The sequence below is a fragment of the Streptomyces sp. NPDC031479 genome (genome assembly GCF_055581065.1).
On record NZ_JBVIKC010000053.1, the window covers coordinates 43,061 to 59,490 of the forward strand.

At 72.1% G+C, this 16,430-nt stretch carries 13 protein-coding genes and 1 pseudogene; 6 read left to right on the plus strand and 8 right to left on the minus strand.

Annotated elements, in window-relative coordinates; all coding sequences use genetic code 11:
- The first annotated feature begins 29 nt into the window (after nucleotides 1–29).
- Complete coding sequence (locus ACZ5D2_RS35425) at nucleotides 30–1,370, plus strand: diacylglycerol/lipid kinase family protein (protein WP_371679911.1); 1,341 nt, start codon at nucleotides 30–32, stop codon at nucleotides 1,368–1,370.
- Between the two features lie 16 nt (nucleotides 1,371–1,386).
- Here ACZ5D2_RS35425 and ACZ5D2_RS35430 read toward each other — a convergent pair whose 3' ends face one another.
- The 8 genes from ACZ5D2_RS35430 to ACZ5D2_RS35465 form a co-directional block, all read right to left on the minus strand.
- Nucleotides 1,387–3,117 (minus strand): SulP family inorganic anion transporter, encoded by a 1,731-nt coding sequence (locus ACZ5D2_RS35430; protein ID WP_371679912.1) that lies wholly within the window; start codon nucleotides 3,115–3,117, stop codon nucleotides 1,387–1,389.
- Entirely contained in the window at nucleotides 3,117–5,840 is a 2,724-nt protein-coding gene (locus ACZ5D2_RS35435) for a cation-translocating P-type ATPase (protein ID WP_468935211.1), read from the minus strand. Before ACZ5D2_RS35435 ends, ACZ5D2_RS35430 begins: the two co-directional genes overlap by 1 nt.
- Before the next feature lie 67 nt (nucleotides 5,841–5,907).
- Nucleotides 5,908–6,918 (minus strand): polyphosphate kinase 2 family protein, encoded by a 1,011-nt coding sequence (locus ACZ5D2_RS35440; protein ID WP_371679914.1) that lies wholly within the window; start codon nucleotides 6,916–6,918, stop codon nucleotides 5,908–5,910.
- Entirely contained in the window at nucleotides 6,870–7,253 is a 384-nt protein-coding gene (locus ACZ5D2_RS35445; protein ID WP_468935215.1) for a three-helix bundle dimerization domain-containing protein, read from the minus strand. The genes ACZ5D2_RS35440 and ACZ5D2_RS35445 overlap by 49 nt, the downstream gene beginning before the upstream one ends.
- A gap of 163 nt (nucleotides 7,254–7,416) precedes the next feature.
- Nucleotides 7,417–7,713 (minus strand): protealysin inhibitor emfourin, encoded by a 297-nt coding sequence (locus tag ACZ5D2_RS35450; protein WP_468935218.1) that lies wholly within the window; start codon nucleotides 7,711–7,713, stop codon nucleotides 7,417–7,419.
- Nucleotides 7,714–7,715: 2 nt separating this feature from the next.
- The gene (locus tag ACZ5D2_RS35455; RefSeq protein WP_468935221.1) at nucleotides 7,716–8,951 is read right to left on the minus strand and encodes a M4 family metallopeptidase; all 1,236 of its coding nucleotides are present in this window, start codon (nucleotides 8,949–8,951) and stop codon (nucleotides 7,716–7,718) included.
- 408 nt (nucleotides 8,952–9,359) lie between these two features.
- Nucleotides 9,360–10,523, minus strand: coding sequence for an agmatine deiminase family protein (locus ACZ5D2_RS35460; RefSeq protein WP_468935224.1), 1,164 nt, complete (start codon nucleotides 10,521–10,523; stop codon nucleotides 9,360–9,362).
- Nucleotides 10,524–10,699: 176 nt separating this feature from the next.
- Nucleotides 10,700–11,302: a TetR/AcrR family transcriptional regulator gene (locus ACZ5D2_RS35465; RefSeq protein WP_371679919.1), complete on the minus strand. Its 603-nt coding sequence runs from the start codon at nucleotides 11,300–11,302 to the stop codon at nucleotides 10,700–10,702.
- A gap of 110 nt (nucleotides 11,303–11,412) precedes the next feature.
- Here ACZ5D2_RS35465 and ACZ5D2_RS35470 point away from each other — a divergent pair, with 110 nt between their 5' ends.
- From ACZ5D2_RS35470 to ACZ5D2_RS35490, 5 genes and pseudogenes are all read left to right on the plus strand, one after another.
- Entirely contained in the window at nucleotides 11,413–13,068 is a 1,656-nt protein-coding gene (locus tag ACZ5D2_RS35470) for a serine/threonine-protein kinase (RefSeq protein WP_371679920.1), read from the plus strand.
- 119 nt (nucleotides 13,069–13,187) lie between these two features.
- On the plus strand, nucleotides 13,188–14,351 hold the full coding sequence (locus tag ACZ5D2_RS35475; RefSeq protein ID WP_371679921.1) for an agmatine deiminase family protein: 1,164 nt from the start codon (nucleotides 13,188–13,190) through the stop codon (nucleotides 14,349–14,351).
- Nucleotides 14,352–14,479: 128 nt separating this feature from the next.
- Nucleotides 14,480–15,061 carry a TetR/AcrR family transcriptional regulator gene (locus ACZ5D2_RS35480; protein WP_371679922.1) on the plus strand — a complete coding sequence of 194 codons (582 nt, stop codon included), beginning with the start codon at nucleotides 14,480–14,482 and terminating at the stop codon, nucleotides 15,059–15,061.
- Between the two features lie 291 nt (nucleotides 15,062–15,352).
- Entirely contained in the window at nucleotides 15,353–16,057 is a 705-nt protein-coding gene (ureA, locus tag ACZ5D2_RS35485; RefSeq protein WP_371679923.1) for an urease subunit gamma, read from the plus strand.
- Nucleotides 16,054–16,430, plus strand: a pseudogene (locus tag ACZ5D2_RS35490) (urease subunit alpha); the annotation flags it as partial. The gene ureA and the pseudogene ACZ5D2_RS35490, both read left to right, overlap by 4 nt.

Genomic DNA, 16,430 nt, shown 5'->3' on the forward strand with positions numbered 1-16,430 from the left:
TGCGCGGTGGTGCGATGGGAGGCAGCCCCATGAACAGGCGCTGGGCGGCGCGTCTGGCCCTGGCGGCGGGCGTGGCCGCGGTCGCGGTGCTGGTCGTCTTCGCCGGGCCCGCGAGCCTCCTGCTCATGGGAGCCGCGGGGGCGGGCCTGGTACTGACCGCCGCCGGTGCCTGGTGGACGCTCACCCACACCGGCTGGATCAGGGCACTGGCCGTGGTGCTCATGGTCGCCGCGCCGCTCACCGTCCTGGTCCTGTACGCCTCCGCCGGGCTGCTGTGGGTCGTGCTGGTCTCGCTCGGCCTGTGGGCGCTGGCCGTCCTCGCCGGCCGGACCGCGCTGACCGAGGACTCCCCGCCGGGCATGCCGGAGCGGTCCGTCGGCCCGGCCGGGCGCCCGTTCCTGATCATGAATCCGCGCTCGGGCGGCGGGAAGGTCGGGAAGTTCCGGCTCGCGGAGCGGGCCAGGGCCCTGGGCGCCGAGGTCGTCGTCCTGGATCCGGACCGGCAGGAGGACGTGGCCGAGCTCGCCCGGCGGGCCGTCGCGGGCGGGGCCGACCTCCTCGGCGTCGCGGGCGGCGACGGTACGCAGGCCCTGGTCGCCGACGTGGCCGCGGAGCACGACCTCCCCTTCATGGTGATCAGCGCCGGCACCCGCAACCACTTCGCCATGGACCTGGGCCTGGACCGGCAGGACCCGTCCACCTGCCTGGAGGCGCTGACCGACGGAGTGGAACTGCGCATCGACCTCGGACGCATCCACGCCGGAGAGCCCGCGGACGGGAGTCCGGGGCGCGTCTTCATCAACAACGCCTCGTTCGGCGTGTACGCGGAAGTCGTCCAGAGCCCCGCCTACCGCGACGACAAGGCCCGCACCATCCTGGAGATGCTGCCCGACCTGCTGACCCACCAGAGCGGCGCCCGGCTGAGCGTCCGTGCCGGTCCGCTGACGGCGGACGCACCCCAGGCCGTACTGGTGAGCAACAACCCCTACCAGAGGGGCGACTCGGCGGGGCTGGGACGCCGGGAGCGGCTGGACTCCGGCGAGCTCGGCGTGCTGTGCGTGGGCGTCGGCAACGCCGCCGAGGCCACGGAGCTCCTGCTGCGCGGCAGCCAGGGCCGCGGGCTGACCGAGACCACCGCCCGCGAGGTCGTCGTGGACTCCGACGCTCCCGTCGTCGCGGTCGGCGTCGACGGCGAGGCCCTCTCGCTGCCCACCCCGGTGCGCTGCCGCATCGAACCCGGCGCCCTGCGCGTGCGGGTGCCCCGCAACCGGCCCGGCGTGGCGCACGCCGCGCCGCCGATGGACTGGCGGCGGGTGCGGCGGCTGGCCCTGACGATGGGGCGCGTCGCCGCGGGACGGGACGGCGGATGATCCGCCCGGGGAGCGGTCACCGTCCGCCGGCGGGGGGTTCCCACTCGGCCCCGGTCTGCAGCCGGAAGGCCTCGACGGCGGCCTCCACGGTGGGGAAGAAGTGCCGGGGGTCGATGGTGCGGGTGAGCTCGTACCGTTCGATCTTGCGCCGTACGGGGTCCTTGAGCTCGGCGAAGACGAGGTGCACGCGGTCCGCGTTGAGCGTCTCGTCGAGCTCCTCCAGGACGTCGGCCGCGGTGGTGTCCACATCGGTCATGGGCTCCGCCGCGACCACGATCCAGCTCGGCCGCGGATCGGTCTCGGCCAGCCGCCTGATCTCGTCGCGGAAGGCCTTGGCGTTGGCGAAGAGGAGCGGCGCGTCGAAGCGGTAGATCACCAGGCCCGGCAGTCGCCGGGCCTCGGGGTAGGAGCGGATGTCGTGGAACCCCTCCAGGTCCGGGACCCGCCCCAGCACGGTGTGGTACGGCCACCACGTCTGCCGGAAGACGTTCAGGACGGACAGGGCCACGGCGATCGCGATGCCTTGCAGCACACCGAGCAGGGCCACGCCCAGGAACGCCGCGCAGCACAGCATGAAGTCCGTCCGGCGCTGCCGCCACAGCCTCACGGCGCCGGGGACGTCGGCCAGGGACAGCGACGCGGTGATGACCACGGCGGCCAGGGCCGGCTGGGGGAGGTTGCGGAACAGGCCCGGGGCCAGCACCAGCATGAGGACGATGAGCACTGCCCCGACGACCCCGGTGAGCTGGCTCCTGGCCCCCGCGCGCTCCGCCACCGCCGTACGGGAGCCGCTCGTGCTGACGGGGAAGCCCTGGAAGAGACCGGCCGCGAGGTTGGCGACACCGATCCCCACCATCTCCTGGTTGCCGCGGACCTCCTGGCCCGTGCGGGCCGCGAACGCCGACGCGTTGGAGATCGTGTCGGCCAGGGACACCAGGGCGATGCCCAGCGCACCGCCGAGCAGCAGCGTCAGGTCGGTGAGCCGCACCTCCGGGATCGTGAACGGGGGGAAGCCCTCGGGCAGTACGCCGACCAGACCGACGCCGCGCCCGCCGAGGTCGAGGGCGGTGGCGGCGGCGATCGCCAGGACCACCATCACGAGCACCGCCGGGACCTTCGGCAGCAGACGCTGCAGGACCAGGATCAAGACGATCCCGCCGCAGCCGACCGCCGCGGCGGCCGGCACCACGTCCCCGCCGACGACTCCCTGCACGAAGCCGGCGAACTCGCCGAGCAGGTCGTCCGCGTCGACCTTGAAGCCGAGCAGCTTGGGCAGTTGACCGATCAGAATGGTCAGCGCCAGCCCGTTCATGTAGCCGATCATCGTCGGCTTGGAGATCAGGTCGGCGATGAAGCCGAGCTTCGCCACCGAGGCCAGGATCATGACGGCCGCCACCATGAGCGCGAGCACCGACGCCAGGGCGACGGCCCGCGCGGGATCCCCGTCCGCCGCCACCAGGGGCAGCACGGTCGCCGCGATCATCGGCCCCAGCGAGGAGTCCGGGCCCAGCACCAGGATCCGGGACGGCCCGCACACCGCGTACCCGAGCAGGCACAGGACCGTGGTGTACAGGCCGGTGATCGGCGGCAGGCCCGCCAGCTCCGCGTACGCCATGCCCTGCGGCACCAGCAGCGTGGTCAGGACGACCCCGGCCACCAGGTCCTTGACCAGCCACTCCCTTCGGTAGGACGACGCCGCACGCACCCCCGGGACGGCCCGCAGCCGGGTGGCGGGCCACCCGCGCATCAGGTCCCCCGGGTCGTCCGGCGGGCCAGGAGCTTGCCCAGCTCCCACAGGAGCAGGAGCGCGAGGGCGGCCAGCAGCGCACCGCCGAACTGCCGTGCGTCGATCTCGGTCGTGCCGAGGAGGCGCCGGAAGCCGTCCATCTGCGTCACCAGCACCGCGAGCACGAACTGGGCCAGTGCCACCCAGTTCATCTGCTTGCTGTCGAAGGTGGACGGGGTCAGCACCGATTCCGTCTCGCTGCGGCACTCGAACGCCGCCACGATCAGGCACAGGGCGAAGGCGGTGAACGCGACGGACTGGCCGGTCCCGGCGCCGTCGGAGGGGCTCAGGCCGAGCTGGATGAGCCCGAGCAGGACGATGGTGATCGCCAGGCCGCCCAGTCCCACCGTCACCAGTACGGGCCGGGTCAGCACCGACTCCCCGCGCGGACGCGGCCTGCGGAGCATCAGCCCGGGGCTCGCCCGGTCGAAGCCCAGCGCGAAGCCGAAGGAGGCGTTGACCACGAAGTGGATCCACAGCACCTGCGGGGGAGTGAAGGGCTCGCCGGCGGCGATGTTGAAGACGGTGGCCCCGAGGAAGGTCAGCACGAAGGTGACCAGCAGGAGCAGCACGAACCGGATGTACTTGGTGAGGTTGTCGTAGATCCTGCGGCCCTGCTCCACGGCGTAGACGATCGTGGCGAAGTTGTCGTCGGAGAGGATCATGCGCCCGGCGTTCTTCGCCACGTCCGTGCCGCTGCCCATGGCGATGCCGATGTCGGCGGCCTTGATGGCCGGGGCGTCGTTGACGCCGTCCCCGGTCATCGCCACGACCTCGCCCTTCTTCTTGAGCGTGTCGGCGAGCAGCACCTTGTGCTCCGGGGCGACGCGCCCCACCACACCGATGCCGTCGATCCGGGCGAGCTGCTCCTCCTCGCTCATGGCCGCGAAGTCGGCGCCGAGGACCGCCTCGCCGGGGATGCCGAGCTGACGGGCGATCGCCGCGCCGGTGGTGACGTCGTCACCGGTCACCATGCGGACCCGGATGTGCCCGGCCTGGGCGCCGGCCACCGCCGTCCTGGCCTCCTCACGGGGCGGGTCGACCATGGCGACGAGGCTGGTCATCCGCAGCTCGGTGACGTACGCGAGCAGGTCGCCCTCCGGGTCGAAGGCGGCCGGGTCCAGATCACGGGTGGCCCCGGCCATCACCCGGTACCCCTCGGCGCCCATCCGCTCGGTCTGCGCCTCGGCGCGGGCCGCCAGTTCGGCGTCCCACGGCCTGGACCCGTCCGCCGCCAGCGCGGTGGCGGCCCGATCCACCATCGCGGGTACGGCACCCTTGACGAAGCACCGGACGACCTCCCGCCCGGAGGCGTCGACCGCCGCGTTGAAGGTGGCCATCAGCTTGTAGCCGGGGTCGAACGGCAGCGTGGCCAGCCGGGGGAGCCGCTCCCTGGTGCCCTCGATGTCGAGCCCGGCCTTGTGCGCGAGCACCAGCAGCGCGCCCTCGGTGGGATCGCCCACCACCCGGCCGTCCACCAGCTTCGCGTCGCTGGCCACCAGGTAGGGCAGGATCGCGTCCTCGATGTCCGGGGCGGAGCCCGCGGCGTGGTGGATCTTCCCGGCGAGCTCGTAGCCCGTGCCCGAAACCGTGTACCGGTCGGTGGGGGTCACCACCTCCACGGCGGTCATCTGGTTCATCGTCAGAGTGCCGGTCTTGTCGGAGTTGATCGCCGACGTGAACGCCAGCGTCTCGACCGACGGCAGTTCCTTGACGATGGCGTTCCGCTCCGCCAGGTTGAGGCTGCCGACCGACAGGATGGCCTGGGTCACGGTGGGCAGGGCCTCGGGGATGGCGGCGATGGCCAGCGAGACCGCGCTGACGAACAGGACGTCCCAGGCCTGGTCCCGCTGCCGTCCCAGGGCGAACATCACGATCATGGTGAGGCCCGCGGCCGCCGTGATCCACAGGGTCAGGGTGTCGAGCTCCCTGGTGAGCGGCGGCACCTCCTTCTCGGTGGTGGACAGCATCCCGGAGATCTTGCCGAGCTCGGTACCGGCACCGGTCGCCGTGACCACGACCACGCCGCTGCCGTGGGTGACCGGGGTGTTCATGAAGGCCATGTTGGTCTGGTCGCCGGGCGCCGGAAGGGGGCCCGCCAGCGTACCGACGTCCTTCGCGGCGGGAACGCTCTCGCCGGTCAGCGCCGACTCGTCGATCTGCAGGGCGCTGGCCCTGATGATGCGTCCGTCCGCCGCCACCTGGTCTCCCGCGGCGATGAGCACGACGTCCCCGACGACGAGCCGCTCGGCGGGGATCTCGGCCTCCGTGCCGTCCCTGCGCACCCTCGCCGTCGCCTTCATCATCGACTGCAGCGCGTTCATCGCGCTCTCGGCCTTGCCCTCCTGGCGCAGGCCGATGACCGCGTTCAGCAGGGTCAGGAAGATCAGCAGGACGGCGGTGGTCCACTCCCGGATGAGGAGCGAGACGACCGCGGCGGCCACGAGGACGATCTGCATGTAACTGCGGTACTGCCGCAGGAACCGGAGCCAGGTCGGGGTGCGCTTCTCCTCGGGCAGCGCGTTCGGGCCGTGGGCGGCCAGCAGGTCCGCCGCCCGTGCGCTGGAGAGACCGACCGAGGGGTCGACGTCGAACGCCGCCGCGACCTCCTCGGGGGCCCGCGTGTACCAGAGATCCTGCGAAGCGCGGGGCTCTCGTCCCACGGAATCCGACCGCACTGTCATCGTCGCCTCCGAATCGTGGCCGGGGACGCGTCGCGTCCGGGCACGTAGCGTGCCCGTCCGACGGGTCCTAGCCGCGTGTCCCCTTCTTTCCCTTCCTCCCCCTCCTCCCCTTCTTCCGCCGCCCGTCGCTCCGGCCGGCCGACGGGTGCCCGGCGGCGTACGGATCGGCCGGAACACCGGCCGGGGCCTCCTGCTCCAGCTCCCGTCTGGTGACGAGCAGCTCCTTGCGCGCCTCCTCCCCCACATCGGGGAACCGGGGGTCGATGTCCATCAGGGTGTGGGCGAGGACCGCCGCCGCGCAGATCCGCGCGAACCACTTCCGGTCCGCCGGTACGACGTACCACGGCGCCCACTTCGTACTCGTGGCCGACAGCATTTCGGAGAACGCCTCCTGGTACTCGTCCCAGTGGCGGCGCTCCCGTACGTCGGCCGCGGAGAACTTCCAGTTCTTCTCCGGCAGGTCGATCCGCTTCAGGAAGCGGGTGCGCTGCTCCTCCTTGGACAGGTTCAGGAAGATCTTCACCACCTTGAACCCGTTGTCGGTGAGGTAGTGCTCCCACCGGTTGATCTCCCGGTAGCGCCGGTCCCACAGTTCCGGCCCGCACTGTTCGTCCGGCAGTTTCTGCCGGGCGAGGACCTCGGGGTGGACCCGGACCACGAGGACCTCCTCGTAGTGGGAACGGTTGAAGATGGCGACCTCGCCGCGACCGGGCAGCCGCCGGGCGTAGCGCCACAGGTAGTCGTGGTCGAGTTCCTCGCTGGAGGGCACCTTGAAGCTGCTGACGCGCACGCCCTGGGGGTTGACGCCGCTCATCACGTGGCGGATCGTCCCGTCCTTGCCGCCGGCGTCCAGGGCCTGGAGGCAGAGCAGTACGCCGAACGTGTCCTGGGCGGCCAGCCGCTCCTGGTACTCGGCCAGCAGCGACACTCCGGTCCGCAGCAGTTCGATCCCGTCCCGCTTCTTCAGACCGGCCTTGTAGCGGGGATCGAAGTCCCGGTCCAGACGCACCTTCGACCCCGGCTCCACCCTCAGGGGCCCGATGAAATCGGCGATGCGTTCGGCTCTGTCGTCGGACATAGGCCACCACCCCTTCGCTGGTCCTGGACGAGCACGGTGCGTTCCGGGGACGGGGAGGGTAACGGCCGCGGGAGCGTCGGATCCTTCCGCGCCGGCTCCGGGCCGGTCCCCCGGCCGCTGGCGGCCCCGTCGGGGGCTGCGCGGCGCGCGGCGTCGAGTGCCCTCCGGGACCGGCGTTCGACCAGGATCGGGATGTAGGCCCTGACCCTGGCCCGGTGGAACGAGTCGTACGCGGCCCTGACCGCCGCCTCGACGGTGACCGCGTCCACCGTCGGGTAGGAGGCCTTCAGGCGTGCCACCAGGTTCCGTACGGCCATCCGTTCTTCGACCGTCATGGCCGCTGCACCGCTTCCATGGCCCCTGACCTCCCGACCGCGGGAGCACGCGTCCCGCCATCGACACGAGGAGGATCCTCAGCGCTCATTGTGTGCTCGCCCCGACAAGATCGCCCCCCGGGCGGGGGAGCCCCGCCCGGGGGGCGGCCACGGGGGTGGCGGGTCACTGCTGCGCGAAGTGTTTCCTGAGCCAGGTGAGCAGGGCCGCGAACGCGGGGGTCATGGCGCCGTCCGACTGTTCGAGGGTGGTCGGGCGGTCGCCCTCCTCCACCGTGATCGTGTAGCCCATCGCGTCCCGGGCACGGTCGTCCGTCTCCTCCGGCGGCATCGAGACGGCTGCCGCCACCAGCCGGGCCAGCTCGGCCGCGGCGTCCTCGGGCAGGGCGACGGTGTCCAGTACCAGGGGCGGGCGGCGGAGGTTGGTCACCGCCGCCAGCCCGCCGTATGTCTCCAGGGACACCTTCACCTGGTGCTCTTCATCGCGGTGACCTCTTTCGTCAGCCCCGTGACCTTGTCGGTCAGTGTTCCGATCTGCCGGGTGAGGGAGGCCAGGCCGTCGTCCCGGGCCGCTCCGCCGTGTCCGTTGCCGTTCGAGTGGCCGTGGCCGCTGACAGCGAAGCTGCGCACCCGGGCCACTCCGGTCGGGATGCCCCTGATCTGGACTTCCACTTCCTGCCAGGCCGACAGTACCGCCGACTGCTCGGGGCTTCCGGTGCCGAACAGTTCTCCGGCCTTCAGGAAGGTGGTGCCCGCGAAGTCCTCGAACTGGTTCTTGGGGCTGGACGCCTTGAGTGATTCGTACCAGATGGTTCCGGCGGACTGCCAGGCGAATCCGCCGATGCGCACGGCCGTCAGGAAGAACGCCTTGTTCGGGATGCCGGAGTTGAAGTGCACCCCGCCGTTGTCGCCGTGCTTGGTGTCGGGCAGGTGGACGAACCTGCTCATGCGGTCGGGTTGGGGGTCCTTTCCGAACTGGGGATTGTCGTACGCGTGACCCGGGTTCTTCAACGACCGCAGGGCGTCGCCGGGGATTCCCGGGGTCCAGACTTCGGCCCCGATCAGCCAGTCCGCCTCGTCGGCCGTCTGCTTCAGCGACCACTGGCTGGCCAGTGACCCGAAGACGTCCGACATCGACTCGTTCAGGGCGCCGGACTGATTGTGGTACTCGAATCCCGCGGTGTGATCGGTGACCCCGTGCGTACATTCGTGGAATGTCACCGTGCCGGATCCGGCGAGGTTGCCGAGCTCCTTGCCGTCCCCGTCGCCGAATACCATCTCCTGGCCGTCCCAGAACGCGTTGTTGAACTGGAAACCGAAGTGGACGTAGCCGTCCAGGCGCATGCCCTTGTCGTCGATCGAGTTGCGCTGGAACACTTCCCTGTAGAAATCGCGCGCCACCCCGAGTGCGTCGAAAGCCTGGTTGACGGCCTGGTCCGCGGACTCCGGGCCGTCTTCCGTCCTGGCCAGGGAGGCGTTTTCGAGGAATTCCTCCTGCGCGCAGTCGAAGATGGTGCGCCGGCTGTTGCCGGGGGCCGCCGCGCCCGCGAAGGACGCCCGCACCGTTCGCTCACCGTGCAGGCGGGCGCTGAGCAGCAAGGTGTCCAAGGCGGCTTGGCGCACCTCCCTGTCCTTGCTGTCCAGGAGCTTGCTGAGAATGTACGGGGGGATGATGCAGTTGATGGGTCGGGTCCTGCTCATAGGACACCTCCGAAGAGAGAGGACCGACGGTTGAGCCTTCATCAATGCGACTGCGTGCCCGGCTGATCACGGGTTACCGGTCGTCATGGACCGGGGGCGCCGGGAGCCTCCGCCGGATTCGGGGCCACGGAAGGGATCGAGGGGCGTCCATGTCGACGTTCAACCATCAACCCGTCAACATGTGGACGGTACTTCGACGTTCAACATGGCCGGTCGCGGTTCGGACCGCGGATATCCGCCGGCGCGGAAGCGGCGGGAGGGGCGTCGGCGCCGACCAACCCGGATTCCGGCGGCGCAGTCACGCTGACATCACCAGTCTCCTGCCGTCCGTAGCGACCGGCAAACGCAACCCGGGGGACGGGCCCGCTCCGGACGGCGGTCGGGAACGGGCGGTCGGAGGCCGGGTGGTCAGGCCGCGGGCCTGCCGGGCTGGTCGTGGGTGGAGCAGTGGATGCCGCCGCCGCCCGAGGCGATGGTGTCGATCGGGATCGGCACGACGTCCCGCTTGGGGAAGTGCTCCCGCAGGATGCCGCGGGCCCTGTCGTCGGCCTGACGGTCGCCGAACCTGGGCATGAACACCGCGTCGTTGGCGATGTAGAAATTGGCGTACGTGGAGACGAAGTCGTCGCCCCGGCCCGTGATCCGGTCCAGGTCGGGCTGCGGGAGGTCGATGACCTCGAAGCGCCGGCCGCGGGCGTCCGTCGCCCGGGACAGGACGGACTTCGCCTGGTCGGCGGAGCGGGACCAGGAGTCCGGCGGGGTGGAGGGGTGCGCGCGGTCCAGCAGGACCACACCCGGGGCGGCGAACCGCACGAGGCTGTCCACATGGGCGTCGGTGATGTCCTCGCCGCGTACGCCGGCCAGCCAGATCACCTTTTCCAGGCCCAGGGTCTGCTTGAGCTCGGCCTCGATGACGTCCCGTGACTTCCCCTTGTTGCGGTTGTCGTTGACGATCGAACTTTCGGTGATCAGCAGGGTGCCCTCGCCGTCCGGTTCGAAGGAGCCGCCTTCGGCGACCAGGGGCGCCTGGACGCGGGGGATCCCGTACTTGGCGAGCAGGTTGCGGCCGACCGCCCCGTCGTTCCCGTGCTCCTGCTTGTTGCCCCAGCCGTTGAAGTTGAAATCGACACCGGTGACCTTGCCGCCCTGCTCCACGAAGACGGGGACGATGTCGCGGGCCCACAGGTCGTCGACGGCCAGCGGAATCACCTCGACGTCCTTGCCGCAAGCGCGCTGCGCCGCGCCCACCTGCTCGGGCCGGGCCATCATGACGACCGCCTCGTACTGCCCGACGGCGCGGGCGATCCGAGCGATGTCCTCGCGTACGTAGGGCAGGTCCTCGTGCCAGACCGAGGACAGCGCGGGCCAGGACATGAAGGTGCGGGTGTGGCTCTCCCATTCGGCGCCGAGACGGCGCTTGCCGCCCGCGGTGGGGGAGGGGGAGGAGTCACCGGGGGCGCCGGCCTGGGCTCCGCCCGCCGCGGGACCACAGGCCGAGGCGCCCGCGATCGCGGCACCGATGCCGGCCAGAGTGCGAAGGACGGTCCGGCGGGTGGGGGGCTGGAAGGGCACGGGGAACTCCGATCATGTGCCGGCCGATGCGCCGCATCGGCCGGGGCGGGCGCAGTCGTCGCATGGACCGACAGAACGGGCCTCAAGGACAAGCGTGCGCGATCCGCTGCGCGAACGGCCGGTCGACGCGGGGAATGACGCGGCCTCGTACCGCCACTGTGGCACTGACTGGAAATTCAGTCAATTTGCGTCCCGAGGGAACCCAGGCGGCCGATTTCCACTCGGATCGCCTCGCGCAGCAGTCCGCGGGCGTGCTCCAGCGGGAGCAGACCGCTGAGCCAGCGGGCGCTGAGCCCCTCCAGGAGGGCGGTCAGTCGTTCCGCGGAGGCCGTGGCCGCGCCGGTCGGCGCGTGCGGACGCAGGGCGGCGAGGTGGCCGGCGACCTCCGCCACCCAGGCCGCGCCCGCTGCCGCGAGGTCGTCCCGCAGCTCCGGATCGAAGACGGAGTGGGCCCGCAGCTCTCCCCAGGCCGTGCTGTTCTCGCGGACCTCGGGCACGTCCTGGAACTCCAGCAGCAGGGTCTGCTCCAGGAGCGTCCGCCGGTCGGGCGGGTGGGCCGCCGCGGAATCCTCCGCGGTGACGGTGTAGCGGTCCGCGCGGTCCCCGATGAACGCGAGGGCGTGCCGCAGGATGCCGGGCCGGTCCTTGAAGTGGTAGTAGACCAGGCCGGTGGACACCCCGGCCTCGGCCGCCAGATCGGCCACGCGTAGCCCCCGGACGCCCTGACGTGCGATGACCCGCGCGGCGCCGGTGAGGATGGCCCTCTTGTTGTCGGTCACAGTCCGATCCCGCCCTGCCGTGTTCGTCTCGTATGGTCGTACATTGACTGAAAGTTTAGTCAGCAGGCACGATGCGCGCAGGTCATCCCCCGCATCGAAAGAGCCCACCCATGCTTGAACGCCTCCCCGACGCCCCACCCGCCCCGGGCCCCCTGCCCGCGCCACTGTCCGCCGACGACCCCCGCTCCATCGGCGGCTACCGCCTGCACGCCCGTCTCGGTTCCGGCGGCATGGGCGTGGTCTACCTGGCCTACACGCCCGGCGGCCGCCCCATCGCCCTGAAAGCCGTCCGCAGGGAGTTCGCGGCGGATCCCGAGTTCCGCGAACGGTTCGCCCAGGAGGTCGCCAGCGCCCGCCGGATCCACGGGCTCTTCACGGCCCAGGTGGTCGACTCCGGCGTCGACGACCACACGCCGTGGCTCGCCACGACCTACGTCCCGGGCCCGTCCCTGCACGAGGTGGTGCACCGGCACGGACCGCTGCCGGTACGCACGGTCCTCCTGCTCGTCGCGGGCATCGCCGAGGCGCTCCAGGCCATCCACGGGGCGGGTGTCGTCCACCGGGACCTCAAGCCCGCCAACGTGCTGATCGCGGGGGACGGCCCCCGGGTGATCGACTTCGGCATCGCGCGCGCGGCCGACGCCGTCGCCCTCACCGGTGCGGGCCTGCGGATCGGCACCGCCGCCTTCATGGCGCCCGAGCAGGCCCTGGGGCTGCGGGTGACGGGGGCCACCGACGTCTTCGCCCTCGGAGCGCTGGCCGCGTACGTGGCCGGCGGCAGCCCGCCCTTCGGCGAAGGGCCGGAGTCCGGGGCCCTGTACCGGGTGGTCCACGAGCATCCCGACCTCACGCGCATCCCGCCTGACCTGCACGACCTGGTCGCGTGGTGCCTGGCCAAACGCCCCGAGGACCGGCCGGGGACCGCCGGACTGATCGCCGCCGTCCACGCCCACCCCGCGGTGGGGCCGCGGCCGGAGTTCACCGACGGCTGGCTGCCCCGGCCGGTCCTGGACGACGTCGGAGAGCGGTCGGGCGACGGCCGCCCGCACCCGGGGTACGGCCGGGCGGGCGACCGGGGCCGAGCCCTTCCCGGCCCGGACCGCCCCGCGCCGGGGGGCCCGGCCCCGTACGGGGCGGTGAGCCACGCCCCGACGGCCCTGGCCGCGCCCGCGCCCGGCGCCCCGTCGTCCGCGCCGCCCGCGGCTCCGGCGCCGCGACCGGCGCCGACGCCCGAATCCGGCAGGCGTACGCGGGGGCGCGGACGGCCGCGCGTACGGACGGTGCTGCCGGCGGTGGCCACCACCCTCCTGGTGTGCGCCGGTGCCGCGTACCTCCTCGACGGTCCCGCCGACGAGGAGGCGGACGGGGCCGGCGGCTCAGGGGCCGCCGCGGCCCCCGCCTACCGCCCCGGCTACGCGAAGGCGGAGCTCACCGCCCCGGACCCGGGCTACGAGTTCGACCTGACCTCGGGCAAGGTCGCGCCGGCGGCGACGGTGGACTGGTACCTCGCGCGCGACGGCCGGGGTTTCGTGCCGTCGGAGGAGTCGGACGCGTTCGTGTCCGGCACGGGGGAGCTGACGGCCGCCGACTGCGTCCGCGGCATCGAGGCGAAGCCGGTCGCCGCCCTGCCCTTCGACGCCCTCGCGGACCGGCGCCCCTTCTGCGTGCGCAGTCCGGACCGCAGCAGGATCGCGATCGTGCGGCTGGTCGGGGCGCCCGCGGACGGCTCCGTCTCGATCGTCGTGGACCAGTTCCTGCGGAACTGACATGCGCGCCGAACCGGGCCCGGCGTGCCGGAGCAATGCGGTGCAAGGACTTGACTGAATTTTCAGTCAAGGTCAGGATGTCGCAACATCCCACTCCTTCCCCTCTGGGAGAGCCCCCCATGGACATGTCCCGAACCACCCGCCGACAGGTGCTCCGGCTCGGAGCGGCGGCCCTGCCGCTGGCCGCCCTCGCGTCGGGCCTGCCCTCCGTCGCGCACGCGGCCCCCGCCCCCGCCGGCGCCCCGCCGCTGCGGATGCCGGAGGAGACCGACCGCCATGCCCGCACCTACATGGCCTGGCCCGCGCTCTCCTCGGTCTGGGGCGACAGGCTCGACGCGGTGCGCAGCGACATCGCGGAGGTGGCGTACGCGATCTCGCGCTTCGAACCGGTCGTGATGCTGGCCCGCCCCGCTCAGGCCGCGGACGCCCGCTACCGCTGCGGGCGCGGCGACCGGTACGCCATCGACGTCATCGAGATCCCCGTCGACGACCTGTGGATCCGCGACTTCGGCCCCACCTTCGTCGTGGGCCCGGGCGTGATCGCCGGGGTGGACACCAACTTCAACGGCTGGGGCAAGACCGGCACCACGTACGCCCAGCCCTTCGCCAACGACGCGGCAGCGGCCGGAGTCCTCCTCAACGAGTACGGGGTGCCCGCGATCAGGGCGGGGTTCGTCGGTGAGGGCGGCTCGCTGGAGACCGACGGCGAGGGGACCCTGCTGGCCACCGTCAGCTCGCTCGTGAACGCCAACCGCAACCCGGGCATGAGCCAGGAGCAGGTCGAACAGGCCCTGAAGCCGGCGCTCGGCGTCGACAGGGTCATCTGGGTTCCGGGACTGGCCGGGCAGGACATCACGGACTGTCACATCGACTGCCTGGCCCGTTTCACGGGCCCGGGGCGGGTCATCCTGGACAAGCCGGGAGCGGGTGCGGACCGGAAGTGGATCGCCGTCTACGAGGAGACCCGGCGGGTCCTGGAAGGCGCGACCGACGCCCGCGGCCGCCGCCTCGCCATCACGGAACTCCAGGGCCCCGACCGCGGCCGCATCCGGGGCAAGGGGGACGAGTTCCTGTCCAGCTACACGAACTACTACACCGCGAACGGCGCGGTCATCGCTCCGCAGTTCGGTGACGTCGCCGCGGACGGTCTCGCGTACGTCACCCTGCAGGCCGCCTACCCCGACCGGCAGGTGGTCCAGATCGCCATCGACAACATCGCCTCCGGCGGTGGCGGCATCCACTGCGCCACGCAGTCGCACCCGGCCGTCCCCCCGGCCGTCTGATGGCCGCCGGGCCCCGGGGGTGCGGGGAGGTCCCGGCCGCCGGGCGGGCGCCGTTCGCCCCCGAGGCCCGTACGCCGGGCAACGGGGCGCCCACGAGCACCCCCGAACGCCCCGGTAAAGTTCCGGCCATGGCGTCTCGCAGCACTCAGATCCTCGAAGCGGCCGCCCGGGTGATCGCCCGGCGCGGGGTCCGCGGGCTGCGCGTGGAGGAACTCGCCGCCGAGGCCGGTGTCTCCACCGCCCTGATCTACTACCACTTCAAGGACCGCACGGGGGTCCTGCGCCAGACCCTCGAATTCGTCAACGACCGTGCGGAGCGCTACACCACCGACCGTGATCCGGACGCCCCGAAGCTCTCCCCCCGGGAAGAGCTGGAGGAAACCCTGCTGCTGGAGCTCCAGGACACCGTGGAGGTCCGGGAGAACAGCTCTGTCTGGGGCGAATTGCGGGCCAGTGCCGTCTTCGACGAGGTGCTGCGCGAGGACCTCGCCCGCGCCACCCTCGTCTGGGTCCAGGAGGTCGCCGCACTGCTGGGCCAGATCCAGCCGATGGCGCCCGCCTCCGCGCTCGCCGCCGCGGCCGAACGGCTCACCGCCCTGCTCGAAGGGCTCAGCATGCGCTGGCTCAGCGGTGGTGTGCGGATCGCACACGCGCAGGAGCTCCTGCGCTCCTCCATCGACGCCGAACTCGACGGACTCCGGCAGAACTGACGAACGCGCCTCCGCCCTGCGGAAGGCCGGGAGTTCACGCCGCTCTCTCCATTGACTGAATTTTCAGTCAATGGAAGAGTGGAGGTATCGAGCCGTCGGCCCACGAGGCCGCCGCGGCGCTCGCCCCTCATCTCGCCACCCGAGGCCCCGACTCCCCGCGGACGCGCACCTCTTGACGGTGCACCCGCGGCCCGGCCGTCCCGGTGGCCCCCGCATCTGCCTTCCGAGAGAAGGAATGTTCATGAAGGTTTCGACCTGCCGGGCTTCCCGGGCGGACTCCGGGTGGGCGTCATGCCCCTGACGCCCACCGAGCGGGACAGGCTCCTGCTGTTCAGCGCCGCCGAACTGGCCCGGGCCCGCTTCGCGCGCGGTCTGCGGCTCAACGTTCCGGAGGCGACCGCGATCATCGCGGACACGGTCTGCGAGGCGGCGCGTGACGGTGTCCGTCTCGCCGAGGCCCTCGCGCGCGGCCGGGCCGTCCTCGGCCCCGACGACGTCCTCCCTGGAGTGGCCGACCTCGTCACCGAGGTGATGGTCGAGGCGGTGTTCGAGGACGGCACCCGGCTCGCGGTGATCGCCGACCCCTTCGGCGCGCACGTGGGCGACGGCGGTGCGCCGGGCGCCGTACTGCCGGCCGCGGACGCCGTGGAGGTCCCCGCGCCGGCCGTGACCCTCGCCGTCCGGAACACCGCGACCGTGCCGGTGAGCGTCACCTCGCACTTCCACTTCTTCGAGGCGAACCCGCGCCTCGACTTCGACCGCGCCGCGGCCTACGGGATGCGGCTGGGCGTCCCGGCCGGGTCCTCGGTGCGCTTCGAGCCCGGCTCCACCGTCGAGGTGGGCCTCGTCCCGATCGGCGGGGACCGGATCGCGATCGGTTTCGCGGGCCTGGTCGACGGCCCGCTGGACGCCCCCGGCGCGAAGGCGGAGGCCCTGCGCCGGGCCGCCGCCTGCGGCTACCTCGGGGCGGACCCGGAGGAAGGAGTGCCGGCATGAGCCGACCGACACGACACAGCGACCACTGCGCACCCGGCAGCCGGCACATCGACCCGCACGAGTACGCCACGGTGCACGGCCCGCGGGCGGGGGACCGGGTCCGCCTGGGGGATTCCGGGCTCGTCGTCCGGGTGGAGTCCGACTCCCAGCGGCCGGGTGATGAGTTCCTGGCCGGTTTCGGCAAGACGGCTCGTGACGGCCTGCACCTGAAGGCCGCGGCCGTCCGTGAGACCTGTGACGTCGTGATCAGCAACGTCCTGGTGATCGACGCCGTCCTCGGCATCCGCAAGGTGTCCATCGGCATCCGTGAGGGCCGCATCCACGCGATCGGCCGGGCCGGCAACCCCGACACCCTCGACGGGGTCGACGTGGT

Coding starts and splice junctions, on each gene's coding strand:
- ACZ5D2_RS35425 (WP_371679911.1), top strand. CDS start 30: ATGAACAGGCGCTGGGCGGCGCGTCTGGCCCTGGCGGCGGGCGTGGCC.
- ACZ5D2_RS35430 (WP_371679912.1), bottom strand. CDS start 3,117: ATGCGCGGGTGGCCCGCCACCCGGCTGCGGGCCGTCCCGGGGGTGCGT.
- ACZ5D2_RS35435 (WP_468935211.1), bottom strand. CDS start 5,840: ATGACAGTGCGGTCGGATTCCGTGGGACGAGAGCCCCGCGCTTCGCAG.
- ACZ5D2_RS35440 (WP_371679914.1), bottom strand. CDS start 6,918: ATGTCCGACGACAGAGCCGAACGCATCGCCGATTTCATCGGGCCCCTG.
- ACZ5D2_RS35445 (WP_468935215.1), bottom strand. CDS start 7,253: ATGACGGTCGAAGAACGGATGGCCGTACGGAACCTGGTGGCACGCCTG.
- ACZ5D2_RS35455 (WP_468935221.1), bottom strand. CDS start 8,951: ATGAGCAGGACCCGACCCATCAACTGCATCATCCCCCCGTACATTCTC.
- ACZ5D2_RS35470 (WP_371679920.1), top strand. CDS start 11,413: ATGCTTGAACGCCTCCCCGACGCCCCACCCGCCCCGGGCCCCCTGCCC.
- ACZ5D2_RS35475 (WP_371679921.1), top strand. CDS start 13,188: ATGGACATGTCCCGAACCACCCGCCGACAGGTGCTCCGGCTCGGAGCG.
- ACZ5D2_RS35480 (WP_371679922.1), top strand. CDS start 14,480: ATGGCGTCTCGCAGCACTCAGATCCTCGAAGCGGCCGCCCGGGTGATC.
- ureA (WP_371679923.1), top strand. CDS start 15,353: ATGCCCCTGACGCCCACCGAGCGGGACAGGCTCCTGCTGTTCAGCGCC.